This is a genomic window from Verrucomicrobiia bacterium (genome assembly GCA_019634635.1).
Classification (GTDB): Bacteria; Verrucomicrobiota; Verrucomicrobiia; order Limisphaerales; family UBA9464; genus UBA9464.
On the sequence record JAHCBB010000010.1, the window covers coordinates 63,679 to 88,046 of the forward strand.

At 67.7% G+C, this 24,368-nt stretch carries 22 protein-coding genes; 16 read left to right on the forward strand and 6 right to left on the reverse strand.

The genetic code is table 11. From position 1 onward, the window contains the following. The first annotated feature begins 18 nt into the window (after positions 1 to 18). The 9 genes from KF791_09040 to cobA all read left to right on the forward strand — a co-directional run bounded on the left by KF791_09040 (position 19) and on the right by cobA (position 11,432). Positions 19 to 1,203 carry a Gfo/Idh/MocA family oxidoreductase gene (locus KF791_09040; GenBank protein MBX3732727.1) on the forward strand — a complete coding sequence of 395 codons (1,185 nt, stop codon included), beginning with the start codon at positions 19 to 21 and terminating at the stop codon, positions 1,201 to 1,203. A gap of 153 nt (positions 1,204 to 1,356) precedes the next feature. After that, positions 1,357 to 3,303 (forward strand): DUF1549 domain-containing protein, encoded by a 1,947-nt coding sequence (locus KF791_09045; protein ID MBX3732728.1) that lies wholly within the window; start codon positions 1,357 to 1,359, stop codon positions 3,301 to 3,303. 32 nt (positions 3,304 to 3,335) lie between these two features. After that, positions 3,336 to 4,676 carry a DUF1501 domain-containing protein gene (locus tag KF791_09050; GenBank protein ID MBX3732729.1) on the forward strand — a complete coding sequence of 447 codons (1,341 nt, stop codon included), beginning with the start codon at positions 3,336 to 3,338 and terminating at the stop codon, positions 4,674 to 4,676. A 7-nt stretch (positions 4,677 to 4,683) separates the two neighbouring features. Then, positions 4,684 to 5,784 carry a hypothetical protein gene (locus KF791_09055; GenBank protein ID MBX3732730.1) on the forward strand — a complete coding sequence of 367 codons (1,101 nt, stop codon included), beginning with the start codon at positions 4,684 to 4,686 and terminating at the stop codon, positions 5,782 to 5,784. 348 nt (positions 5,785 to 6,132) lie between these two features. Beyond that, on the forward strand, positions 6,133 to 7,812 hold the full coding sequence (locus KF791_09060; protein ID MBX3732731.1) for a hypothetical protein: 1,680 nt from the start codon (positions 6,133 to 6,135) through the stop codon (positions 7,810 to 7,812). A 280-nt stretch (positions 7,813 to 8,092) separates the two neighbouring features. Then, positions 8,093 to 8,335: a hypothetical protein gene (locus KF791_09065; GenBank protein ID MBX3732732.1), complete on the forward strand. Its 243-nt coding sequence runs from the start codon at positions 8,093 to 8,095 to the stop codon at positions 8,333 to 8,335. Continuing rightward, positions 8,305 to 8,904, forward strand: coding sequence for a hypothetical protein (locus tag KF791_09070; protein ID MBX3732733.1), 600 nt, complete (start codon positions 8,305 to 8,307; stop codon positions 8,902 to 8,904). Before KF791_09065 ends, KF791_09070 begins: the two co-directional genes overlap by 31 nt. Continuing rightward, entirely contained in the window at positions 8,901 to 9,533 is a 633-nt protein-coding gene (locus KF791_09075) for an arylesterase (protein MBX3732734.1), read from the forward strand. Before KF791_09070 ends, KF791_09075 begins: the two co-directional genes overlap by 4 nt. 264 nt (positions 9,534 to 9,797) lie before the next feature. Then, on the forward strand, positions 9,798 to 11,432 hold the full coding sequence (cobA, locus tag KF791_09080; GenBank protein ID MBX3732735.1) for a uroporphyrinogen-III C-methyltransferase: 1,635 nt from the start codon (positions 9,798 to 9,800) through the stop codon (positions 11,430 to 11,432). Here the strand turns inward: cobA and KF791_09085 are convergent. Both KF791_09085 and KF791_09090 read right to left on the reverse strand, forming a co-directional pair. After that, positions 11,373 to 12,314 (reverse strand): AEC family transporter, encoded by a 942-nt coding sequence (locus tag KF791_09085; GenBank protein MBX3732736.1) that lies wholly within the window; start codon positions 12,312 to 12,314, stop codon positions 11,373 to 11,375. The genes cobA and KF791_09085 overlap by 60 nt on opposite strands. A gap of 127 nt (positions 12,315 to 12,441) precedes the next feature. Continuing rightward, positions 12,442 to 13,002 (reverse strand): hypothetical protein, encoded by a 561-nt coding sequence (locus tag KF791_09090; protein ID MBX3732737.1) that lies wholly within the window; start codon positions 13,000 to 13,002, stop codon positions 12,442 to 12,444. Positions 13,003 to 13,089: 87 nt separating this feature from the next. Between KF791_09090 and KF791_09095 the strand changes: the two genes are divergently transcribed. Beyond that, on the forward strand, positions 13,090 to 14,481 hold the full coding sequence (locus KF791_09095) for an NAD(P)/FAD-dependent oxidoreductase (GenBank protein ID MBX3732738.1): 1,392 nt from the start codon (positions 13,090 to 13,092) through the stop codon (positions 14,479 to 14,481). On the opposite strand, the gene KF791_09100 is transcribed toward KF791_09095, so the two are convergent. Further along, positions 14,445 to 16,643, reverse strand: a complete 2,199-nt coding sequence (locus tag KF791_09100) for a DUF455 family protein (GenBank protein MBX3732739.1) — start codon at positions 16,641 to 16,643, stop codon at positions 14,445 to 14,447. The genes KF791_09095 and KF791_09100 overlap by 37 nt on opposite strands. Positions 16,644 to 16,762: 119 nt before the next feature. Between KF791_09100 and nusB the strand changes: the two genes are divergently transcribed. From nusB to KF791_09125, 5 genes are read left to right on the forward strand one after another with little or no spacing between them, the layout of a single operon-like run. Beyond that, positions 16,763 to 17,278 (forward strand): transcription antitermination factor NusB, encoded by a 516-nt coding sequence (nusB, locus tag KF791_09105; GenBank protein MBX3732740.1) that lies wholly within the window; start codon positions 16,763 to 16,765, stop codon positions 17,276 to 17,278. Next, complete coding sequence (locus KF791_09110) at positions 17,278 to 18,135, forward strand: PHP domain-containing protein (protein MBX3732741.1); 858 nt, start codon at positions 17,278 to 17,280, stop codon at positions 18,133 to 18,135. Before nusB ends, KF791_09110 begins: the two co-directional genes overlap by 1 nt. 19 nt (positions 18,136 to 18,154) lie before the next feature. Beyond that, positions 18,155 to 19,075, forward strand: coding sequence for a signal recognition particle-docking protein FtsY (gene ftsY / locus KF791_09115; GenBank protein ID MBX3732742.1), 921 nt, complete (start codon positions 18,155 to 18,157; stop codon positions 19,073 to 19,075). A 14-nt stretch (positions 19,076 to 19,089) separates the two neighbouring features. After that, positions 19,090 to 20,202: a bifunctional diaminohydroxyphosphoribosylaminopyrimidine deaminase/5-amino-6-(5-phosphoribosylamino)uracil reductase RibD gene (gene ribD, locus KF791_09120; protein MBX3732743.1), complete on the forward strand. Its 1,113-nt coding sequence runs from the start codon at positions 19,090 to 19,092 to the stop codon at positions 20,200 to 20,202. 22 nt (positions 20,203 to 20,224) lie between these two features. Then, positions 20,225 to 20,845, forward strand: coding sequence for a riboflavin synthase (locus tag KF791_09125; protein ID MBX3732744.1), 621 nt, complete (start codon positions 20,225 to 20,227; stop codon positions 20,843 to 20,845). Positions 20,846 to 20,979: 134 nt separating this feature from the next. Here KF791_09125 and KF791_09130 read toward each other — a convergent pair whose 3' ends face one another. From KF791_09130 to purE, 3 genes are all read right to left on the reverse strand, one after another. Beyond that, on the reverse strand, positions 20,980 to 21,729 hold the full coding sequence (locus tag KF791_09130) for a response regulator transcription factor (protein MBX3732745.1): 750 nt from the start codon (positions 21,727 to 21,729) through the stop codon (positions 20,980 to 20,982). Next, positions 21,726 to 22,688 (reverse strand): ASPIC/UnbV domain-containing protein, encoded by a 963-nt coding sequence (locus KF791_09135; protein ID MBX3732746.1) that lies wholly within the window; start codon positions 22,686 to 22,688, stop codon positions 21,726 to 21,728. The genes KF791_09130 and KF791_09135 overlap by 4 nt, the downstream gene beginning before the upstream one ends. 441 nt (positions 22,689 to 23,129) lie before the next feature. Further along, entirely contained in the window at positions 23,130 to 23,660 is a 531-nt protein-coding gene (gene purE, locus KF791_09140) for a 5-(carboxyamino)imidazole ribonucleotide mutase (GenBank protein MBX3732747.1), read from the reverse strand. Positions 23,661 to 23,787: 127 nt separating this feature from the next. Between purE and KF791_09145 the strand changes: the two genes are divergently transcribed. Continuing rightward, positions 23,788 to 24,159: a hypothetical protein gene (locus KF791_09145; GenBank protein ID MBX3732748.1), complete on the forward strand. Its 372-nt coding sequence runs from the start codon at positions 23,788 to 23,790 to the stop codon at positions 24,157 to 24,159. The last annotated feature ends 209 nt before the right edge of the window (positions 24,160 to 24,368 follow it).

Below are 24,368 nucleotides of genomic sequence, written 5' to 3' on the forward strand. Positions count from 1 at the left end.
TCGGGACGGGGCGGGCCCATGACCCCGGTTTCCGGGATGCCGGATTGCGGTCTCCGGACGCGACGCGAATTCCTGATTTCGGCCGCCGCAGCGTTCACGGTCGCGTGCGCAGGGGGAGATGCCGCGGTGCCCGCCCGGCGTGCGGCAGTCATCGGGCATACGGGACGCGGCGACTACGGCCATGGCCTCGAGGCCATCTTTGCCGGGCGTCCGGAGATCGAGTTGGTGGCGGTCGCGGATCCCGTCGAAGCGGCGCGGGAGCGGCGGGTTCGCGAGACCGGCGCGCTCCGGGCCTATGCCGACTGGCGCGAGTTGCTCGACCGGGAGCGTCCGGACCTGGTGTCCATTGCCATGCGGCATGCGGACCAGCACGCGGAGGTGGCGCTGGCGTGTCTCCGGGCGGGAGCCCACTGCTACGTGGAGAAGCCCTTTGTGACGACCTGTGAGGAGGCGGATGCCGTGCTGGCCGAGGCGGACCGATGCCACCGCCGCGTCGCCGTCGCCCACACGATGCGCATGAGCCCCGCCGTGCGCCGGCTCCGTGATTGGGTTGCCGGGGGCGGGATTGGCGCATTGCGGGAACTGCAAGCCTTCGGCAAGCAGGACCACCGGGCCGGTGGTGAGGATCTCATCGTGCTGGGCACGCACCTTTTCGATCTCATGCGCCTCTTCGCCGGTGATCCCCTCTGGGTGTCGGCGCGCATCATGACCTCCGGGCGCGACATCACGGTTGCCGACCGGCGCCGGGTGAAGGACGAGGTGGGCTGGGTCGCAGGCGACACGGTGCGCGCCCAGTTGGCGTTTGCCGACGGGGTGCAGGGGTTGTTCACGAGCGACGGGGCCTTGCGCGAGACCACCGGGCACTGGGGCATTGAGCTTCGTGGCAGCCGCGGTGTGGCGCGTCTGAAGTGCGATCTGATGCCGTCGGTGTTCACGCGAACAACACCGCCGTGGTCCACCGGCGACGGATCCGAAGTGTGGGCACCGCTCGACGGGGTCGGGCCGATGGAGGCGGCGGATCACAATCGTGCGCCCGTGGAGGACTGGCTCGACGCCATCGCCACGGGTCGCGAACCGGAATGCAGTGCCCGCAATGGCGCCTGGGCGATCGAGATGGTGTCGGGATGCTATCAGTCCGCCCTTGGGGCGGGCCGGGTGGGGTTCCCGCTTCCGGTGCGCGCCGGGCCGCTCGGCGCCATCTGACACGGCCGGGGGACGGAGCGCGGTTCTCCAGGGGTGATGGCCATGGCGCATGCGGACGAATGCGGACGGTTGAACCCCGGGCATTGAAGGGGGAGACTCCGCAGGTCGTCCACCAATTGCGAAACCGTCTCCATGGGGAACCCGACGCTGTTAATGATGCGGTGTTGTGTCCGGGCCATTGCGTTGTGCTGCGCGATGGGCACGGCGGTGGCGGACGACTTGTGGACCGCGCACGTGGCGCCGCTGCTCCAGGAGCGGTGCGGGGAGTGCCATAATCCCATCAAGACCCGGAGCGGACTCGACCTCAGCACGTTTGCCGGGGTCCTGCGCGGCGGGGACCGCGGTGCCGCGGTGATCCCGGGCCGGATTGAGGACAGTTTGCTGCATGCGGTGCTGTCCGCGGGCGCCGACCCCCACATGCCGCCCAAGGGTCAATTGTCCGACGAGCAGATTGGCGTGGTTCGGACCTGGATCGAGAGCCTGAAGCCGGTTGTTGGGGATGCCGCTTCGGGCGGATCGGGCGGGAACACGGATGGCATTCCGGCGCGGGTGGATGAGCCGGCATGGCGGCCTCCGGAGGGACTGATGGCGCACGAGGCGATTGACCGGTATCTCGAGCGGGGCTGGGAACAGTCCGGAGTGGTCCCCACCCAGCCGGCGGATGACCGGACGTTGGTCCGCCGCCTCCATCTCGATCTCGTGGGGCGGGTGCCTGCGGAAGCGGAAATTGAGGAATTTCTTCGGGATTCGTGCGACGGCCGTTGGGGGCGGTTGGTGGACCGGTTGCTGTCGGGTCGGGAGCATGCGCGCCATCTGGCCGGAGTCTTCGATGTCGTCCTCATGGGGCGGCGGGGTCCGGAGGTCGAGCAGCAGCGGCGGGATCACCATTGGTTCGAGTTTCTCGAACGATCCTTTGGGGAGAACCGGCCGTGGGATGCGGTCGTCCGCGAGTTGATCCGGGGACGTCCGGCGCCTGCGGACCGGGGCGCGGCGTGGTATCTCTACGAGCGGAAGAACAATGCGCAGGCGATGGCGGAGGCGCTTGCTCCGGTGGTGTTCGGCGTGCAGATCCAATGTGCCCAGTGTCACGACCATCTGGTCGCCCGGGAGATATTGCAGGCGCACTACTGGGGTCTCGTGGCCGCATTCAACCGGACGCGCAACGTGGACACCCCGTCGGGTCCCGGCCTCGCCGAATCGGCCATCGGCGGGTTCGTCTCGTTTGCCAACCTGAAGAAGGAGTCGCAGCGGGCGCAGATGATCCTGTTTCACGGACGCCGGGTGGACGAACCGTGGCCTGCGGATGGGGAGAAGGAGGTGGATGATCCGTCGCGTTACCGGGTGCCGCCGCCGGCGGACCAGGAGCCGGTGGTGGAGCCCGCGTACCCGCTCTTTTCCCGTCGCGAAGCCCTGGCGGAGGCCGTCACGGTGGGCAATCCGCTGCTGGCCCGGGCCATGGTCAACCGCGTTTGGGCGCTGCTGTTCGGACGCGGGCTGGTGCATCCAGTGGAACTGATGGATTCGAAGCATCCGCCCAGTCATCCCGACCTGCTGGCCTGGCTGACGGCGGATTTCGCAAGCAACGGTCACGACCTCCGGCGCCTGGTGCGCTCGTTGGTGCTCACCCGAGGGTACCGGCTCGACTCCCGGGTGCCGTCCGGATGGCGGGCGGGTCCGGAGACCTTTGCGGCGGCGCTGGAGAAGCCGCTTTCGGCCGAGCAATGGGTGGCCTCGCTGCGGCAGGTCCTGGGGGATCCGGCGGATCCCGGGACGCTGCGGCGGACGTTTGTGCGACGGTTTCCCGACCTGTTGGCGCCGGAATATCATCCGACGCTTCAGCAGGCGCTGTTCCTGTCGAACGCCCCGGAGGTGGATTCATTGTTCGAGCCTTCCGGGAGGAATCTTGCGACGGCACTGGTCGAGGTGTCCGGGCCAAGGGAACGGGCCCGGCGCGCGATCCGGGCGGTCTATGGCCGCGACCCGGATGCGGTGGAACTGCGGGAAGCCTCGGAGCACCTGGCGGGGCGTGCGGCCGGGGCGGGCGTGAAGCAGTTGCTGTGGGCATTGACCACGAGTGCGGAGTTTCAGCTCAACCACTGACGCTAAAGGATCTGGAATTGGAATTGGAGACCATGAGCGAGCCCACCTCCCCATCCAGAGCGCACGGGGCGTCATGCGGGCAGCCCGATCACGCGATCCACCGGCGGCGATTTCTCACCGGGTTGGCGGGAGCGGGAGCGGTCTCGGTGGGCAGCTGGGCGGGGCTGTTTTCGGTGCCGGCGTTTGCCGCGGCGGCGCGGCGGCGTGGCAAGCACTGCATCCTTCTCTGGCTCTGCGGGGCGCCAAGCCAGTTTGAGACGTGGGATCCCAAGCCGGGTCGGATTTCGGGTGGACCTTTCCGGAGCATTCCGACGGCGATTCCCGGTGTTCATTTCGGGGAGTTGATGCCGCGCACGGCGGGCATTGCGGACCGGCTGGCGGTGGTGCGGTGCATGAAGACCAGCCAGAGCGAGCACCTGCAGGGGATTGACCTGCTCAACCGCGGGGCGGCGCCGCGTCCGCCCTTCGTCCGCCCCACCCTGGGCGCGGTGCTGGCGCAGCAGCTGGGACACCTCGACAGCGCGATCCCCAACTTTGTGCTGCTCGATCCGTGTCCGGAGGGCAACGAGTTCAAGGAGTTCAAGTCCGGGAACTGGGCCGGCTGGCTCGGGGCGGAGTACGGTCCGGTGCGCGTGGGCGGCGAGTACCGGCTGGACCACGCCGCGCGGCTGGCGGATTTGTCCACCGACGACCAGGAGGCGCGCAACGCCCTGCGGCGCTTTTTCAACCGCCGGTACGCCAACGAGCGCCGCCCTGCGGCGGCAGCGTCGCAAAACGCGGTGTTCGAGCGGGTGAAGGGGCTGATGAGCTGCGCCCACCTGTTCGATCTGGAGTCGCTGCCGGAGGCGGATCGTGAGCGGTATGGTCCGGGCGCCTTCGGGATGCATGCCCTGCAGGCACGGCACCTGGTGGAGCACGGCGCGCCCTTCGTGATGGTGGCCAATGGCATGCCGTGGGACAGTCATGTGTTTCACAACGAGATCTACCAGATGCTCGTTCCGGAACTGGACCGGGTGATCGTTCACCTGATCACCGACCTGGAGGTGCGCGGCCTGCTGGACGACACGCTGGTGGTCCTGATGGGAGAGTTTGGGCGGACGCCATGGATCAATCAGGCGCGGGGACGCGACCATTATCCCAACGCCTGGTCCCTCGCGATGGCCGGATGCGGGATGCGCCGCGGCGTCGTGGTGGGGGCGACCGATGCGGACGGGGTCGAGGTGGAGGGGCCGGCCTTCGACGAAAAGAACCTGTTCGCCACGATCTTCACGGCACTGGGGCTCGATCCGTACGCGCCCTACGATCTGCCGGAGCTGCCCAGCTTTCACCGTGTGGAGGATCGAGCGGAGCCGATCCGGGACCTTCTTGCCTGAGGCTGCCATGACGGATGCGCCCAACAACGACCCCGAACCGCTGGTGATCGAGAAGTCCGGCGAGTTCACGTTCGCGACGCCGGTGTTGGACCTGGAGGTCGCGCCGGACGGTGCCACGATCTTTGCCGCCTGCCAGGATGGTTCGGTGGTGCGCGTCTCCGCGACGTCGGGCGAGCGGTCGCTGTTGGGCTGGCATTCCAGTTATGCCAGCGGCGTGGCGCGGGTGCCGGGACGCCCATGGGTGATCTCCGGCGGCTATGACGGCCGATTGTTGTGGCATGACATTGAATCGAACGCGGTGATGCGCGACGTCCGGGCTCACGACTTCTGGTCCTGGGACCTTGCGGTGTCGCGGGATGGCCGCTGGGTGGTGTCCGGAACCGGGCGTTACGAGGCCGGCGGGTATCGCTACGAGCCGGCCCCGGGAGGTGAGCCGGGAGTGGTGGTGCTGGACGTCGCCGACGGTTCGCGACACCGGGCGTGGGGGCACGTGCCCCCGGTGCAGGCGGTGGCGATTTCGCCGGATGGCCGGCACGTGGCGGCGGGCAACCTGATGGGCACCGTCCGGGTGTGGGACCGGGACGAGGATCGCCTGGTGAGCGAGTGGACCGACGACGGCCTCACCAGTTGGGGCATCATCAAGAGCCACCATTTCCTTGGAGGGATCTTCGCCATGGCTTTCAGCCCCGATGGAGCGGATCTCTACGTCTGCGGCATGGGCCCCATGCGCGATCCGATGGCCGGCAATGGGGTGCAGCGCTGGCAGCGCTTTGACTGGCGGACGGGGCGGCGGCTGGACCAGACCCATGATGGGGAAAGCGGGCAGGGCCTGATGGAGACCCTGGCCTTTTCACCGGACGGCTCCCGCTTCGTGATGGCCGGACGATTGTTCCAGGGGTCGTGGAACCTGGCCCTTTTTGCTGCGGCCGACGGCCGGAAGCTCCAGGCTCTGGATGCAAAACATCGGATCACGGGCGTCTGCTTTTCAGGCGATGGACGACGATTGTATGTGTCCAAGGCCCGCGGTCAGGAACGTCCCAAGGACGGGCGCTGGGCAGACTCCGGTCTGGTGGAGGTCTTTGATATCCGGGACCGGCCGCCGATGTAAGTGGTGCCCCGTTTGGGGGATGCATCCGAAGTTAGGTTCGGACTCCTTTACGGCTGAGCCCCGGATAGGTTGCCTGGCAACGTGTTCTGCAAGAACTGATTGCAACAACACCACACCTCGGGAATTTCACAGGTAGCCGCCACCACCGGGGCGGGGGAGTGCCGTTGAAAAATGGGCATTACAGGACCGTTTCATTCGGGTGACAAAAGGATCGGGGAACAGATCGGTCTTGAGTGACCGGATCCCATCGGTAGCGTCTCGCCATGGTTGGCGGCATTCACAGGTGATCTCATTGCCTGACCGCCTCCAGTGGTATCCATCCAATAACTGCAGCGAGGAGATCTCAGCATGACCCAAATCAGTCGGCTCACCATGGGGCTGTGTTCGGCGGCGGCTTTAGGCCTGTCCGCGCACGCCCAGGTTTATTTCACCGAGGACTTCGAGGCCGGGGACACCGCGGTTCATGAGTCCCGGGGCTGGGTGTTTGACAAGAACGAGACGGCCCTGGAGACGGGGACGGACTTCGGGATTGCGACGGCACCGTTTGGCCCGGAGAACTTCCCCTCGGGAAGCGTTCCGGGATCGAGCAACAACGACCCGGTGACCGGAGAGCGGATCGTGCATCCGCCGACGGTGCGTGGGACGGCCTCGACGGGGAACTTCCTGATCTCGGACTCGGACGCGGGTGGCGGGTCGGACGATGTGGGGACGGAGTCGGAGTTCTGGGCGATCACGCCGGCGTTCAGCACGGTGGGGAGCACGGAGGCGTGGTTCCATGCAGACCTGACGGTGGATAACAACAACAACGGCGAGTGCATCTGGGAGCTGTCGGTGACTGTGGACGGCGGTGCGACGTGGATTCCGTTTTGGGTGACGGCGGAGCCGCAGCGTCCGTGGCAGGCGTGGCGTCGGGGTGCGTTCAGCGGGAACGACGAGCTGGACGGTTCGGCGCGGATGGGCGGCTACCCGGTCCTGGGGAGCAAGTCCACGACGCGGACCTGGGACGGGGTTCATGGCCGGGTGCATTTCAAGCTTCCGGCGGAGGCAAACAACAAGCCGGAGGTGAAGATCCGCTTCCTGCTGCATGAGGCCGGAGATGCGTGGTACTTGGCAGCGGACAACCTGCTGGTGGACAACAATCCCCCGCCGATGGGCAGCCAGACGGTGCTGAACGAGGGTTTTGAGGGTGGGATTCCGGTGACATGGAAGAAGACCTCGACGTACGACCAGGGTTGGTCCACGGAGCCATTGAAGGATGAAAACGGCGACTGGCTGCGGTTGGCCGGCGGGGTGCCGATTCATGTGGACCTGCTGCGGGAGGCGGAGAAGCGCCGGACGGTGGACGGAGCGGAGCTGCCTGCGGACGCGCTGCTGAAGTGGGATACGGCTAGCTTTGAGGCGTATCCGGAGCTGACACCGATCAACCCGAACGGGGCGACGGACGGCCGGTGGATCCTGATGCTGGCCGGCGGGAACTACGCGATGCGGCAAGAGGCGACTTACGAGGACGAAGAATCGTTCTTGGAGACGCCGGTGCTGGACCTGAGTCAGGCCAAGGATGTGTACCTGGACTTCCTGTCGGAGGTGCTGATCTATGGCGGATCGGCGAACGCGGAGGTGTTTGTGAGCGTGGACGGCGGGACGAGCTTCACGCGGATCTTCACCTATCGCGGAGCGCTGATGGACCTCGGGGAGGCCCCCTACTTCACCCATCACTACATTCCGGTGCCGGAAGCGGCCGGGAGGAACAACGTGGTGTTCCGCTTCGCCTCGACGGGCGCGGATACCGACCAGTATCGCGGCTTCTGGGCCATTGACGATGTCCGCGTCACCATCAATCCCGAGGGCGTCGTCGCCCCGCCGGCCGTCGGCATCTCCCTGTCCGGAAACAACGTGATCCTCACCTTCGAAGGCACCTTGGAGCAGGGCGACGGCTTGAACGGTCCGTGGACGCCGGTGACCGGGGCCAGCCCGCTGACGATCGAGGCGACTTCGCCGACGCCGAAGTACTACCGGTCGGTTCGGTAATCGTAATTTCGTTCCTCTATGACACGGCGAGGCCGGGCGATGCCCGGCCTCGCTTTTTTATGTCACCTCGACCACCTCAGCCGCCGATGGTTGGCCACGGGCCATGCGCTTGTCGTCTGGGTGCCGTGTCCCCGCGCCGATGGAGTGTCGGACGGGCTTTCCTGAGGAATCGTCGTCGGGTCCGGCGTGACCATCGGCGTTGGTCCACTGCACCCTGATCTTCGCGTAGATCGTCATCCGAATTGCTGGTCTGCGGGGGAATCCCTACCCTTTGACAGCTATGTCAGCGGCAGCACCCACGGATCCCATCGTCAATCTCGAGGAGATTCCGGGAAAAATCGTGGGTCGCCGTCGTCCGCCGACTGACGCATTGGCCTTGGGCGGATCCCAGCGCGTGGAGAATGCGCGGGCCTGGAAGCAGGCGGTCGGCGGATTGCGCGTGCCGCGGGGTGTGTACCGTTTTCGCACCCACGAGGAGGCGGATGCCTGGCTATGGCAGAAGCTGACCCAACCCCGCCGCTAAGGCCACCGGAATGTCGGGAGCCGACCCTGGAGGACCTGGTCAACCTGTGTCGCGCTTTGAACGCGGCCGGAGCCCTCTACGTTGTGATCGGTGGATTCGCCATTCGCGCCGCGGGTTTTCCCCGCAACACGATGGATGTAGACCTGTTGATCGAGACGGGCCCGGTCAACGAGGCCCGGGTCATTGAGGGATTGCTGAGCCTTCCCGACCAGGCTGCGCGGGAGCTGCGGCCCGGGGAGGTCGGGGAATACGGGGTCGTCAGGGTGGGGGACGAGTTTCTGGTGGACCTCATGCGCAGCGGTTGCGGGGTGGACTATGCCGCGGCGGCTCCAACGGCGGTGGTGGTGGAGCTGGATGGCGTCCCGATTCCCTTTGCTTCCCCCCAGACGCTTTGGCGGATGAAGCAGACTGTGCGCGCCCGGGACATTCCAGACCGGCTCTTCCTCCAGCAGTGGCACCAGGCCCGTGGCATTCCGTTGGATCCTCCACTGGAACAGGAGCGTTCGCCGCCGGGGAACGCCGCCGTGATCCGTGCCTGGCAGGGATTCAAGTCGAGGTGGTTCCGATGAAGCGCCGATCCTTCTGGCTCATGGTCCTCCTTGGCGGCGCGGCTCTCGTCGGGGTGATGGTGCTGCGCCCCACCGCGCCGCGACTCACCAACTTCCCTCCGAGCGCCACGGGCCCCTGGGTGGCCTTTGGGGACAGTCTTACCGAGGGGCATGGGGCGGAACCGGGGGGGGACTATCCGTCCCAGTTGTCCCGCCGGCTGGGCATACCCATCGTCAACCTCGGGCGCGGCGGCGTGACCACCGGGGAGGGGTTGGCGCGGGTGGACGAGGTCGTCGCTCTGAGGCCGCGGGTGGTGCTGCTGTGCCTGGGCGGCAATGACGTCCTCCGACAGCAGTCCTCGGCCGAAATGATGTCCAATCTGGATGCCATCATTGAGCGCCTCCATCACGGGGGATCCTTCGTGGTGCTCCTGGGCATCCGTAGTGCGTCCCTTCGGGATCGGAATCAGAAGGCGTTTGACCGGCTGGCCCGGGACCGTCAGGTCCTCCTTGTGCCCGATCTGCTGGACGGAGTGATGTTTCGTCCGGAGCTGATGGCGGATCCGATCCATCCCAACGAGCGCGGCTATGCGAAGATCGCGGAGCGGGTGGAGCAGCGGTTGGCCCCCTGGCTCCCCAAACTCCGGTGAGGGGCCGGACCGAGGAGGGACAGGAGGCAGGAGGGACAAGCGAGGGGTAGGGTCGCGTTCCACCCGTGACCCTGATCCATTCCGCCGCGCCCGTGAACGAGTGTTGGGGAACGTGGGAAGCACTGCCACCCCGGTGCTTCCCGCGATCCCCGCGACGACTCCATGCGTCCTTCGGAGGAAGTTTGGGACGCGCAGGAGCCCATCCCCACCCATCGGAAACGCCCCGCAACCTGGAGGCGATCCCGGCTGTGGAGATTGTTCCCGATGTGGGACGGCGATAGGGTCGCGTCCGTGAGTTCGCAATCTGCCGATGGCATCGTGTACCTGGTGGGCGCAGGGCCCGGAGATCCGGGGTTGCTGACGTGCCGCGGGGCCGAACTCCTGGGGCGGGCTTCGGTGGTGGTGTACGACGCCCTCGTCAATGCCGACCTGCTCCGCCTCGCGCCGGCATCCGCAGAGCGCATCTACGCCGGCAAACGATCCCGCGACCACGCCGTTCCGCAGGCGGACTTGAACCGGTTGCTCGTGGATCGGGCACGCGCCGGCGGGGTGGTCGTCCGGTTGAAAGGTGGTGACCCCTATACCTTTGGGCGGGGTGCCGAGGAGGCGGCGGAACTTGCCGCAGCGGGCGTTGCGTTTGAGGTGGTCCCGGGAATCTCCTCCGTGACGGCCGCGCCGAACTATGCGGGGATTCCCCTGACTCATCGCGAGCATTGCTCCAGCTTTCACGTTTTCACCGGGCACGAAGACCCCGGCAAGCCCGAGTCCCGGCTGGATTGGGGCCAGATCGCGCAGCTCAACGGCACGCGGGTGATCCTGATGGGGATCGAGCGCCTGGGTGACATCACCGCAGGGCTGCTGACGCATGGCGCGGCCGCGGGCACCCCGGTGGCCCTGGTGCGCTGGGGGACCACCGGACGTCAGGAGACCCTGGTCGGCACCCTGGCGGATATCGCCGCCCGCGCGGCGACGGCGGGGTTCGCCGCGCCGGCGGTGATCGTGATCGGCGACGTGGTGACGCTTCGTGGCACGCTGGACTGGTTCGAGCGCCGGCCCCTGTTTGGACAACGGATCGTGGTGACCCGGACCCGCGAGCAGGCCAGCGACCTGCGACGGCAGCTGGCCGAGCTCGGTGCGGAGGTTCTGGAGATCCCCACGATCCGCATTGAGCCGCCTGAAGCGCTCGGACCGTTGGTCGAGGCGATTGCCGGGCTCGGGGAATACAATTGGCTGGTGTTCACCAGTCCCAACGGGGTCACCGCCTTTTTCGACTATTTCTTCAAGGCCTACGACGACGTCCGGGCGCTCGGCATGGCCCGCATCGCGGCGGTGGGCCCGGCGACGGCCGCGCGGCTCAGGGAGCTGCACCTGGCGGTGGACGCGATGCCCCAGGAATACGTGGCCTCGCGTGTGGCCGCGGCCATTGGGGAGAAGGAGAGCATCGAGAACCTGCGCATTCTTTGCCTGCGCGCCGAGGTGGCCAATCCAGATCTCGTCGCCCGCCTCGAGGAGGCAGGCGGCATTGTGGATGACGTCGCGTGCTACCGGACCGTGCCGGAAACTGCGGACGCCAATGGTGCGGTCGCCCGCTTCGAGGAGGACGGTGCGGATTGGATCACCTTCACCAGCGCCTCGACGGTGGAGAATTTCCACGCGCGCTTTGATCTGCCTGCTGTCTGCGCCAGGCGACCCGGCCTGAGACTGGCGTCCATCGGACCTGAAACCACGAGAGCGGTGACGGCGCTGGGCCTGCAGCCGGCGGTCGAGGCGCGTCCGCACAACCTTGCCGGCCTGATCCAGGGGCTGCGCAGCGCGGTGCGTCGCTCCCGGCTGGCGGCTTCAAAGTCCGGGAAGGCGCATGCCGAGCCGAAGCCAGAGGGGCATGGTGAGGAAGCCTAGGAGGCTGGTGGCGATGACCACGCGGACGGCTGTGGGCGGGTCTCCGGCGTAGTGGCGGGCGAGGACGATGGGAAACACCGCCGCGGGCATGGCCGCCTGCACGACGAGGACCTGTTTCAACTCGCGCGACGGCACCAGCCACGCCACGACCAGCAGGATGGCGGGCAGCACTCCGAGTCGAAGCACCGCCGCCCAGGCGGCCATTCGCCCCCCGATGTGGCGCCGGAGATCCGCTGCGGAGTCCGACATGGTGGCGCCGATGAGCACGATGCCCAGCGGGAATGCGCAGACCCCGAGCATGGACGCGGTCTTGCGGAGGAAGCCAGGCAGGTAGCGGTCACCCCCCAGGGCGTTCAGGGCCAGGGCAAGCACGATGGCGATCAGTGGAGGACTGACCAGCCGGCGCCACTCGCGGAGCGTCCCATGGCCGAGGGCCACCAGGCAGACGGTCCAGAGACCGATGTCCACACCCAGGTTGTGCACGAAAAGCACGCCGGCGGTGTCCCCGGGAAACAGGCTCAGGATGAGGGGCAGCGGCACGTAGCCGTAGTTCTGAATTCCGGTGGTCGCGGCAAACGTTCGCTGCTCCCGGTCGGAGACCAGGCCGGTCCGGCGGCGCACGAGCCATGCCAGTCCGACACCGCCCGCGACCTCGGCGAAGCCGAGCAATGGTGCCAGCACGAGGTTTTCGGGCCGGCGCAGCGCGGCGTTGCCCAGCACGACGTCGAGGATCAGCGCCGGGGTGAGCACGTTGACGACCACGCGCATCAGGCTGGCGTCGGCCTCCGGGGTGAGCCACTCGGCCCGTCGGAGCGCCACCCCGGTCGCCACGAGGCAGAAGACGGGCAGGACGGCGGTGAGGACGGTGAGCAGTTCGTTCACTCGAGGGACCGCGGAGCGGTGACCGCGACGGGTCACGCATCCGACCGGGTCCCATTACCCCCGACACCGGACCCCGGCAAGGACCGGCGTCGTTGTTCCGGCGCCGCGATCGCCGCAGTGGCGGCTCTCAGACGGCGGACAGGTGCCGGACCAGTTCCTCGAATTCCGCCTGCTGGACCCCGCGCAACCACCGGACCGCAGGCGCATCGTCCGGACTGCGCTGCTCGCGTTCGCAGAGGTCCACGAAGGCAAACGGATCAAACGCCCCGGGAAGGGTCAGTTCACGGACGAGGGAGGGGCTCTCGGGCGCGTCGGGCGTCGCGGAGATGCGGCGTCCGAGGGACAGGTACACCGGATGCCCCTCCACGCGACGGAACCAATATTTGGCGTTCCAATAGTCCGGTTCCCTCCGGTGCAGCATGGCGTGGATCAACGCGCCGTCGCCATCGGACAGATCCTGGACGAGGTCGTGTGCCGGGTCGTGCTGATCGTGGTAGAGCAGGGCCGTGGCCCGGAGCCGGAGCGCGGCGTCGGCCGGCAGTTCGTGGTCCGCGACGAAGCGGTCCAGCCGCGACTCGATTTCGCGGCGTTCGAGGACGCCGGGGCGGGGGCCGGGGCCCAGTTGAGGGGGCTCGGGGGTGGACACCATCTGCCAGAAGGCGGCGCACAGGGGAACCGTAATGACCATAAGTTCGGAGAACGAGAGACAGTTGATCAGATGTGGCTGGCGTCAATTCGGGTTCCGCGCGCTTGGGAACCAGCCCGGACCGGCCGGATGCTGCCGCACGTGGAATCCCTTCAGCATGACGTGGTGGTGATCGGCGGCGGCAGCGCCGGTTACGCGGCGGCGCGCACCCTGGCGGATGGGGGGGCAACGGTGGCCGTGGTCGAGGGCGCCGGGGAGGTGGGCGGGTTGTGCATCCTGCGCGGCTGCATGCCGACGAAGGCCCTGCTGCATGCGGCAGAACTGCGCGAGGGAATCCGGGAGGCGGCCGCCTGGGGCATCACGGTGCCGGAGGTCGCGGTGGACGCCGCACAATTGATGGCCCGCAAGGACGCGCTCATCGGGGAGTTCGCCGCTTACAGGCGTCAGCAGCTTGAGGCGGGTCGGTGGGCGTTCCTTCGCGGGCACGCCCGCTTCCTCGACCCCCATACGCTGGAGGTGACCCCGGACCTTCGGATCTCCGCCGGCCATTTCGTTGTGGCCACCGGCTCCGTGATTGCGCCGCCCCCGATCCCGGGGCTTGCCGGGGCGGGGTATCTGGACAGCGACTCGGCCCTTCGGATCCGCGAGATCCCTGGCTCGCTCATCGTCCTCGGGGGCGGTGCCGTGGCCCTGGAGTTTGCCCAGTTTTTCTCCCGCCTCGGCACTCGGGTCACGGTGTTGCAGCGCAAGGATCAGTTGTTGCGCGGCACGGATCCGGATGTTGCGCGCGAGCTGGAGTCGGCACTGCGGGACGAGGGTCTGACCGTGCACACGGGCACGCAACTCCAGGAGGTGACCCGTGTCGGTGGCGGGGTGCGCGCGCGGTTCGAACAGGCGGGAACGGTCCGCGAGGTGGAGGGGGAGGCGGTGTTTCACGGGTTGGGACGCCGTCCGATGACGGATCTGAACCTGGAAGCGGCCGGTGTGGCGGTGGAGGACTCGGGGTTGATCCGCACCAATGCCCTGCAGCAGACCACCGCCCCCCACATTTATGCGGCCGGCGATTGCTGCGGTCCCCACGAGTTTGTGCACCTGGCAGTCCAGCAGGGCGAAGTGGCCGCACGGAACATCCTTGGGGCCCGGCAGCCGATGGACTACCGGCTGCTCATGAGCGTGGTCTTCACCGAGCCGCAGGTGGCGACGGTGGGCCTTGGGGAGGCGGCGGCGCGGGAGGCTGGTGAGGATCTGCTGGTGGCGACGTATCCCTTCAATGACCACGGCAAATCCATGATCCTGGGGGCGCGGCATGGGTTCGTGAAGCTCATCGCACGGCGCCGGACCGGTGAATTGCTCGGCGGCGCCTGTGTGGGACCCCAGGGCGGCGAGCTGATTCATGAGGTGATGGTGGCGCTGGCGGCACGCATGTCGGCAGGAGCCCTGGCTGCGTTGCCTCACTATCATCCCACCCTGGCCGAGATCTGGACCTATCCCGCGGAGCAGATCGCGGCGGCGGTGGGGTGATCGCCTGTCGCGTCCTTCCGCCCGAGGAGGGACCGCCGGGCCGCGAGGTCCGGGCTGCCCGCGTGGAACACGGCCAGCCATTCCGTGGCCGCTTCCGGGTCATTCAGGCAGAGGAGGCCGGCCCGCAGTCGCGGCTCGGGATGACCGCCCATCTCAATCGGAAAGCGTTGCGCACGTTCGCGAGCCCACGCGGCGAGGCTCGGGAATCCGGCGGCGTGGACCCGGGCCCGTGATATCAGCTCCAGGACGCCATGGATTCCCGGCGCCGACTGGCGGATGAGCTCAAGCGTGAGCCGCCCCATGGTGTACCGCGGGTTGATCTCCACCACGGGTTTGAGGCGATGGCGGCCGTCCGCATCGCGATAGACGAGGGCATCCACCCCCAACGGTCCGGTGTGGCCCAGCGCCCGGAGTCGCGGCTCGAGGGTTGCCATCAGCGTCGCGTACAGCTTCGGGATCCGGCCGTGGTGCTTCCCGAAGTCGGGCAGAAATCCCAGCACGTCGGAGGGTGGGCGCGTGCGGAATCGTGGTTCCGCCCGGCTGGCGACAAATCGGCCCCGGGGATCGTTCGTCAGTCCGGTGAAGCCGACCCATCGGAGGGCTTCCGGCGTGAGCTCAAACTGCACCGCGAAATCGGCGACGCGGTCCAGCCAGGGCTCCACCACCACGCCGTGTCCCGAGGCCAGGGCACGTTGAATCCAACGGCGCTGGTTCTCCGAGACGACGGGTTCCTCGACGAGCAACATCCGGCGCCCCGCCAGTGCCAGGGGTTCCTTGAGGACCACCCTTGGAAACCCGGCGCGACGCAGGGTCGCGATCCGCTCCAGGGCGTCCCCCTCGGATCCGCTCAGGACGCCCACGGTCTCCGGCGGGCTGAGCCATTCCGCGGCTGGAACGTCGGCTTCCTGGAGCGCGGGAGATCCGAGGAACTCCCGGAGGAATTCCGCGCTCCACGCCTTGGAATACAATGCGGTCCGCCCGGGTGCGCCGCCATCGGGCTGCACGGTGTCCTGCGGCGTGGTCAATTGGTTCACCAAGGGTTCCAGCAACGCCTCACTGTCGGGTCCCCACGCCCATGGCCGCAGGCGGCCGAGTTTGCGGTCTCGAATCGGATGACCGGTCGGGATCCGTCCGTCCGCGATTTCGATAAATTCGGGCAGGGGAAACCCCGCGGCCTGGATGCCCGCAAGGAAGCCGGGCGAGGGAGTGCGGGTCACGAGCACGATGTCGTCCCGACGGGCCAAAAATTGCGGCACGCTTTCGAGGTCGCGTTCAAGCGCCGCCGCCGGCCGTCGCGGCGCGTAGCCGGGTCCGTGGGCGATCCGTTCCTCGGTGAAGGGATTGAACACGAAGACCGACGGCGTCCGGCCCTTTGAGGCGGCATGGACCCGCAAACGGTCAATGAACCCGGGGTCCAGTCCGGCGGCGCGGCGGCCCTCGGCGTTGAACCCGATGCCGCGGGCCCGGGCGGGGGACAGGGGAAACCGCAACCGGGCACAGTAGGCGTCCCAATCGCCCTCCGCCGGATCCTTCCATTGTCGGAACCATTTCAACCCATGGGCCACGTGCCCGATTTCATCGCGGTAGATCCGGTCCAGCAGCGCCGCGGTTCCGCGATCCCCGGCCTCCGTGAAGCACCGGGCGAAATGGCGGCAGAAATCGAGGTTGGCCTGCTCGAACGTGAGGCTCAGGCCGGTGACGAAGTCCAGCGGACTCGCCATCGGGGCGACCGTGCGCCAGAAGTATCCGCTCACGGGGAGCTCCCCAAAGGCCACCCCGAGGGCTTCCATCCGGCGCAGGTACATGCGCGTGTGCTCCTGTTCGTCGCGGAGCGTCTGGAGCACGCCGCGGCGAAAGGCGGGCGGCGCGTCGGGAAACCTCAGGAGCACGAGCGCCATGAGTTCGGTGGCCAGCAGTTCGTGGTTGGCGAAAAAGTGCAGCAGGCGTCCCCGGTCCCGATCGTCCGTCAGCCGGTGCGCGGGCGGGCTGGGCGTCCCCGGAGCCCCCGAGCGCTTGAAGGTCAGTCCTTCCGGCCGTCCGGGAGCGTCGGGGACCTCGATGGCGGGGCCGGGATGCGCGTCGGTGAGCGTGTCCGGACTCCGGAGCTTGTCCTCCAGCGTCCGGGCAAACAGCACCCGCCCGGCAAACTCCCTCAGTTCCATCGGCGACGGGATTCTGGAGGAAACGGGCGTTCATGGGGAGGCGTGAAGTGACGGTGACGCTGCCGACGGCCCGCACAAACCCCTTCCCACTGCCGGCGGTCGGGCCGCATTCTGCCGCCATGCGGAAACGCCGGGAGGCGCGCGAGCGCGCCATCCAGTTCCTGTTCCAGTGCGACCTGAATCCTCCGGAGAGTGTTCCGGTGGCGCTGGATCATTTCTGGGATGCCCACCGCCTGCACCTCCAACTGGACCGCAACCCGGGGCCGACCTGGGGTCAGCCGGTGGCGGTCGCCCCGCCAGGGCCGGACGAGCAGGCGTTGCGCCTGTTTGCCGACGCCCTGATCACCGGGGCGTTGCAGCACCGGGAGGAGGCCGATGAGGTCATCCGCCGGTTTGCGAAAAACTGGGACCTGCACCGGATCGCCGCCGTGGACCGCACCATCCTGAGACTGGCCATCTACGAGATGCTGCATCGCGATGACATCCCGCCGGTGGTCAGCATCAACGAGGCCGTGGATCTCGCAAAGAAGTTCTCCACCGACCAGAGCGGCAAGTTCGTCAACGGGATCCTCGACAAGGTGAAGTCCACCATCCTGCGGCCGGCGCGGACCGCCAAGGAGCCGTCCGAAGCCTGATGGATACGGCATCCAGTTCCGAGGCGCGCGTGGCCGACCTGCATCTGCATACCCGGTTCTCCGACGGCACCGACACTCCGGAAGCCCTTGCCGCCGGGGCGGCTGCCGCGGGGTTGCACGCCGTTGCCCTGACGGACCACGACACGCTGGCAGGATGCGGCCGGATGGCAGCCGCCTGCGCGGAACGCGGGATCGAATTCATCCCGGGAGCCGAATTGACCGCGGCACTGGGTGATCGCGAATTTCACATTCTGGGCTACTGGCTGGATCCGGCATCGGCCCTGCTGCAGGCGCGGTTGACGGAGTTTCAGGAGGGGCGCACGCAGCGCATCTTTGAGATGGTGGACCGCCTGAACCGCAGGGGTGTGGATCTCCGGGCGGATGCCGTGCTGGCTCTGGCGGATGGCGGGACGCCGGGGCGGCCCCACGTGGCGCGGGCCCTGGTGCAAGGCGGCTTCTGCGTGGACTACGACACCGCCTTTGAGCGGTTCCTCAAGAAGGGACGTCCGGGCTGGGTGCCCAAGGCGGCCCGGTCCGTTGAGGAAACGATCCATCTCATCCACGGTGCGGGCGGTGTGGCGGTCCTGGCGCATCCGGGCCTTTACCGCGCCGATACCCTTCTGCCGGCGCTCGCGGCTGCGGGGTTGGACGGACTGGAGTGCTGGCACACGCGGCACTCGGCGGCGGCGTCCGAAAGCTACGCCCGGGTCGCCACCCAGCTGGGACTGGTGGCGACAGGCGGGAGCGACTGCCATGGCATGGCCCGTGGGGAGCGATTGATCGGCAGGGTGCGCCTGCCCTATGCGCAGGTCCGTTCCCTCCGCGAGCGGTGCCCGATTCCGGTGGCGGCGGCCTGAACCTCCATTGCATCACCCCGTGGGATTCTTCGACAAACTCAAGGCGGCCTTCAGCCGGACCACCTCGTCGCTCTCGCATGAGATCCGGCGCATCGTCACCCGGTCTCCCCGGTTGACGGCGGAGAACCTCGGCGAACTTGAGACGGCCCTCCTGCGCGCCGATCTCGGGGTTGCCATGACCCAGCAGATCCTTGGCGCGGCCCGCACCGCGTTTGAGACCCAGGGAAAGTCGGGACTCGACTTTGTCGAGGTGGCGATCGGCGAGGTGACCCGCGCCCTCGAGGGGGCGGATCCGTCCCTCAAGTCCCATCCGGACGGCCTGACGGTGGTGTCCATCGTCGGGGTCAACGGCACCGGCAAGACGACCACCTCGGCGAAGCTGGCGCACCGCATGGCACGGCAGGGTGAACCCGCGATGCTGGCGGCCTGCGACACCTTTCGCGCCGCCGCCATCGAGCAACTCAAGTTGTGGGGCCAGCGTCTGGAGATCCCGGTGATCTCGGGTGCGGACCGCGCGGATCCGGCATCGGTCGCCCACGACGCGGTCAGCGCCGCCCTGTCCCGACAGGCCCGCTGGCTGTTCGTGGACACGGCGGGACGGCTGCACACCAAGAACAACCTCATGGCCGAACTGCAGAAGGTGCACCGGGTGATTGCCAAGCGGATGCCGGGTGCGCCGCATGAGGTGCTGCTCGTGCTCGACGGTTCCACGGGCCTGAATGCGTTGAACCAGGCGCGCGAGTTTCACAAGGCGGTCGCATTGACCGGACTGGTCATCACCAAGCTCGACGGCACCAGCAAGGGTGGGGCCGTCGTGGCCATTCAGAAGGAGCTGGGCATCCCGGTGAAGTTCATCGGCGTGGGCGAGCAACCGGAGGACCTGCAGCCGTTCAACGCCCGGGAGTTCGCGGACGCCCTGTTCGAGACCCGCGAGCCGTGACCGAAGCGTCGCTCATGCGGCGGGCGCTCCGGCTCGCCCGCCGGGCCCTGGGGGAAACGTCACCCAACCCCATGGTGGGGGCGATTGTTGTGCGTGGCGGTGAGGTCCTGGGCGAGGGATGGCACCGGCGTGCCGGGGGGCCTCATGCCGAGATCGAGGCGCTCGAGGCGGCGCGCCGCCGCGGCCATCGGACCGAGGGGGCCACCCTGGTGGTCACGCTGGAGCCGTGCTGCACGCATGGACGGACGCCGCCCTGCACCGGAGCGATCGTTGCGGCCGGGATCCGGCGGGTGGTCGCCGGGGCCACGGATCCCAACCCGCGCCATGCTGGTCGGGGATTCGATGCCTTGCGGGAGGCGGGGGTTGACGTGGCCACCGGTGTGCTCGGGGAGGACGCCGCCCGCCTGAACGAAGGCTTCAACCACTGGATCCGCCGGGAAACCCCGTGGGTGACGCTGAAGGCCGCCATGAGCCTGGACGGCCGACTGGCCACCCGGACCGGTGAGTCCCGATGGGTGAGCGGCGAGCGGGCCCGGGCGCACGGGCAGCGGCTGCGTCGCGCAAGCGACGCCATCCTGGTCGGCATCGGAACCGTCCTCGCCGACAACCCGGCCCTCACCCTCCGGCGGGGCGGTACTCCGGTGGGGTGCCGGCTCCGGGTGGTTCTGGACACCCGGGCGCGCACACCGGCCGACGCCCGGGTCGTATGCGATGCGTTTGCGGACCGGACGCGGATCGTCGTGGGCCGTGAGGCGCCGGAAGGTCGGGTGGCGGCCTTGCGGCGGCGAGTCGTCGTGTGGACCGCGCCGCTGCGGAACGGCCACGTGGACCTTCGTTGGGTGCTGAAGCGGCTCGGACGGGAGCGGGTCACCAGCGTGCTGGTGGAGGGCGGCGGCGAGGTGCATGCCGCCTTCCTCGAAGCCGGACTGGCCCACCGGATCTCCTGGGTGATGGCGCCCCTTGTGATCGGTGGTCGCGAGGCACCCCGTGCGGTGGCCGGCGACGGATTTGCCACGCGGGACCGGATGCCGGGCCTGGACGCGATTCAGTGGCGGCGGCTCGGGGACGATTTGCTGCTGGAGGCGCTGGTCGTGCATGCTCCTCGGCGTCGCCGGGGCGGCGGTTGAGCCGCTTCGACCCGGATCACTCATGTTCACCGGCATCGTTGAGGAAACCGGCACGGTCCACCGGGTGGAGACCCCTGCAAAGGCCATCCGGCTCACCGTGGACGCCCGGGTCGCCGGACGTGGTGTCCGGTTGGGGGACAGCATTGCGGTCAATGGTTGCTGCCTGACGGTGGTCCATCGCCGCGCCCGCTCCGGCGGGGTGCGACTGGGCTTTGACCTCCTGCGCGAGACCTGGGACCGGACCAACCTTTCGTCGGTCGTGCCGGGTTCCCAGGTCAACCTGGAGCGATCGCTGGCGGTGGGCGACCGGCTTGGAGGGCATTTTGTCACCGGACACATTGACGGCACCGGCACCATCACCCGCTGGGAACGGCGCGGCGCGGACCATGTTTTGGACATCGCCGTTCCGGCGGCCATCCGGCGCCAGGTGGTCTTCAAGGGATGCGTGGCTGTGGACGGCATCAGCCTCACCGTGGCCGCGGTGCTACGGAATGGATTTCGCATCTGGATCATTCCCCACACGCATGGCGTCACCGCGTTGTGCGAACGACGGATCGGCGACCGGGTCAACGTTGAGGCGGATCTGCTGGGCAAGTACGTGGACCGGTTTCTGCGGGGGCGCGCGCCGGTTGCATCGCGGTAAGAGGAGCCACCGGCGGCGGGCTCAGACGAAAATGGCCCGAAGCGTTCTCCCTGAGCCCGCTTCCTTGGGACTCCGGGCAGGTGGAGATCCTCCAGGCGTGCGGCTCCGCGAAGCCCCACCTCGAATCGGGCCGGTTACGGCAACCTGTTCAAACGGTGGAGCACCTCCGCCCGGTGGGTCCGGGAGACGGTGAGGGTGCGTCCGCCACGGAGTTCGAGTGTCTGGTCGCCGTGCGTACGCGGGGTTACGGAGCAGACGGCGTCCAGGTTGACGATGGCAAACCGGCTGATGCGGACGAAGCGGTCGGAGGGCAGCCGGTTGGCCAGTTGCCCCAGTGATTCGCTGACGGGGAGGGAAACGCCATTCCGGGTGATCATCTCGCTGTGGATGTTGGCGGAGAGGACCAGTTCAATGTCTTCGGAATCCATCACGATCCAGCGCCCGTTGGATCGCAGGGCGATGCGTCCGTCAGTCGCCGACGCTGATGAACCCGCAGGGTTGCGGGAGCGCATTGGACCGGCCCTGGCGCGCTGCAGCGCCGATCGCAGCCGCTTCGTGTCAAATGGCTTCAGGAGATAATCCACCGCGCCCGCATGGAAGGCCTCCACCGCACGGTCGGTGTGTGCGGTGACCAGGATGACTGCCGGACGGGTACGGTCTCCGAGGGCACGCAGAACCGCGAAGGCATCAAGGCCGGGCAGCCGGATGTCGAGGATGGCAATCGTGGGGTTGTGGATCCTGAGCATTCGGACCGCCTCCAGGCCGTCGGTGGCTTCGCCGACCAGACGGAATTCCGGCTCGTGGTCCAGGAGCGCCCGGAGCCGTTCCCTTGCCAGGGGTTCGTCATCGGCGATGAGCACCGTGACCATGCGCGTGCCGCTCATTGACCGGCAGGCCCGATGTGGTTGTGCAACTGCCGGCCCGTAACCTCCAACCTCAGGGGCTTCAATTCGAGAGCCTTTGGGACGGGATTGCCCTCCTCAAGTTCATAGGCCCGGTCCATTTCAAGCCCGTTGAACGTTTGCCGGATGCCACCGCCCGGCCACTCGACCTCCACGGACTTCACCGCTTGCGCATTCCCGAGGCCCAGTTCCTGTCGCAGGGGATTCGACCCAAAACTCGCGCCGCTGTTGACGGTTTTGAAGAGGCGTCGCGGCCCGGTCGGAGTGTCCAGGTTCACCTGGATCCGCGCCCCGATGGCCGCGCGATTCCCGACCGTTCCGCGGAGTTTCAACTTCAGCCAACGATTCGTGCTTCCGGGGTTCATAAACAGTGCATTTCGATAAGTGTCGCCCGGAAATGCGCCGCCCATGACCGTGTACACGTCCTGGTCTCCGTCGTTGTCCAGATCCGCAATCTGGCAGTTCTCCTGTTCACCGAGACGGAGATACGCGATGGCTTTGCGGATGCGGAGCTCCGCCTCGAGTCCTTCCCGAAGCCGGCCGCCCGCCCCGGCCACCAGTCCCTCGAGATCGCGGATGACACCCAGCGCGTCGTCCGTTCTCCCCGAAAGCAGGAGCTGGTTGCTCAGGTTGAATCGGAGCGACGCCTGTTGCTGGAAGTTGGACGCCCGCGTGAGGGCGGCCTCCAGGCGCGGCACTTGACGGTCGGTCAGGTAGGCCATGGACGACGGGTCGGCCGTCTCGCGGATGTGCGCGAGACGTGCCGCCATGCGCTGATTGGACGTGTTGAGACCCGGAAACGTCGTGGCCGCGGCCCGCCGTCCAGCGGACTCGGAGTGGATTGCCGCGTCGGCAGCGACCGCTCGAGGAGCGATTCCAAGGACGGATCCCCAGGTCAGCACAAGGAGCGAAACGGTCGCGAGCGCGGCGTGTTGACTCATCCGGGGCACCGTAGCCGGATCGCGCAGCCTCCAGCCGGTCCATTGGGGTTGAGGACGGATCGTGACGAGTGAACCGGTCTGATTCCGGGGCCGAAGGCCCAGAGGATCAGGGCCGCGTCGTACACATCGCGTGGAGGGTGGCCGGGCGGGAGCGGCAAGGTTCACCGTTGTCGGCCCGGTGCGGCCCAAGGATGCGGAGACCCTGAAGAACACCGCGGCGTCGAGTGGGCACCTTGTGGAAATGCCCGACCAGTTCGAAATCCATCAAGGGACTGTCCTTGGATCCGGCTTCCTTCCGGCTCGGAAAGCGCCCCACCACCGCAGAAAAAAAAGCGGGCTTGGGGGTGACACACGGTTTGCACCGCCCAAGCCCGCCAACCCTTCCACACGGAAGGATTCATTGAGGGGACGCGACAGTCCTACGCGCCAGCAACGGGGTGTTCAAGGCGATTGTGGCAAAATGTTTTCCGCTCGGTCTTCCGGGCGAACCGGACTGCGGTGGGCCAGGACGGCGTCGGTCTGTCGTCGTCGAAACGTTTCGTAGGCGGTGCGATGTTCGGGATGCCGGAGGCCGAGGATGGCCGCGGCCAGAAGGGCGGCATTCACTGCGCCCGCAACGCCGATGGCCATCGTGCCCACGGGGACACCTGCGGGCATCTGGACGATGCTCAGGAGGGAATCCATGCCGTTGAGGGCCTTGGATTGGACAGGTACACCCAGCACCGGGAGCACCGTCTTGCTCGCGCACATTCCGGGCAGGTGTGCCGCCCCACCCGCTCCCGCAATGAGGACTTCGAGACCGCGGCCTGCGGCGCTTTCGGCATACTCGAACAGCAGATCCGGAGTTCGGTGGGCGCTCACCACGCTGGCTTCGTATGGGATGCCGAGGGCTGCCAGTTGTTGCGCTGCGTGCTGCAGGGTCTCCCAGTCGCTCTGGGAGCCCATGATGATTCCGACCCGGGGTTGGCTCATGCAGGCCAAGTGAAGGCTTGGAACCGGCCGCGGTTCAATCCGGAAGGCGACCGTCACGGAGTTCGGCGGCGACTTCGGGCGGGCGTCGCCGGTTCGTGAGTTGGGCGTGCGGCGGACTTCCACCGCAATGGCGAAGCGGTTGCCCGACGAAGGGGTCCTGGTTCATTTTTCCGGGGTCATGACGCAGCGGCCGCCGGAAAGCTTTTCCGGGGGGTCTCCATCGGAGATCGCCCAGTTCATCCGCCACCGGCAGGATGCCCTCAGTCTGTTGCGCCGGGTGGTGGTGGAGGCGGACCGCACCCGGGTGCTGGACGTCAACCGCAACGAGCTGGTGTTTCCCGGGATCAGCTTTGGGCACCCATGGCTGGCGACCATTTTGCGCGAGGCGGGCGCCTCCTTTGATCCCGCGACTCTCGGGACCCCGGGCAACACTCCGGGAGGCGTCCGGGAGTTCCGGGTATCCGCAAAGTACCCTTGGGCGCACGACCGGGTGGACTGAGGCACCCGGTGGCGACCTGGCCGGCTGGTCCTGGCGGTGCAAGCACCCGCCCATGGACCCCAACGGAAGGATTGCAGAACGGCACCGGGTTTCGTGACCCTGCGGCGCGGTGGACCCTCTCATGACACTTCCAGTCGGGCAGGTCGCGCGCATCCATTTTGCGATGCCCGGCGTGAAGGCCGGCTGAGCGGGTTTTGGCACCACTCCAA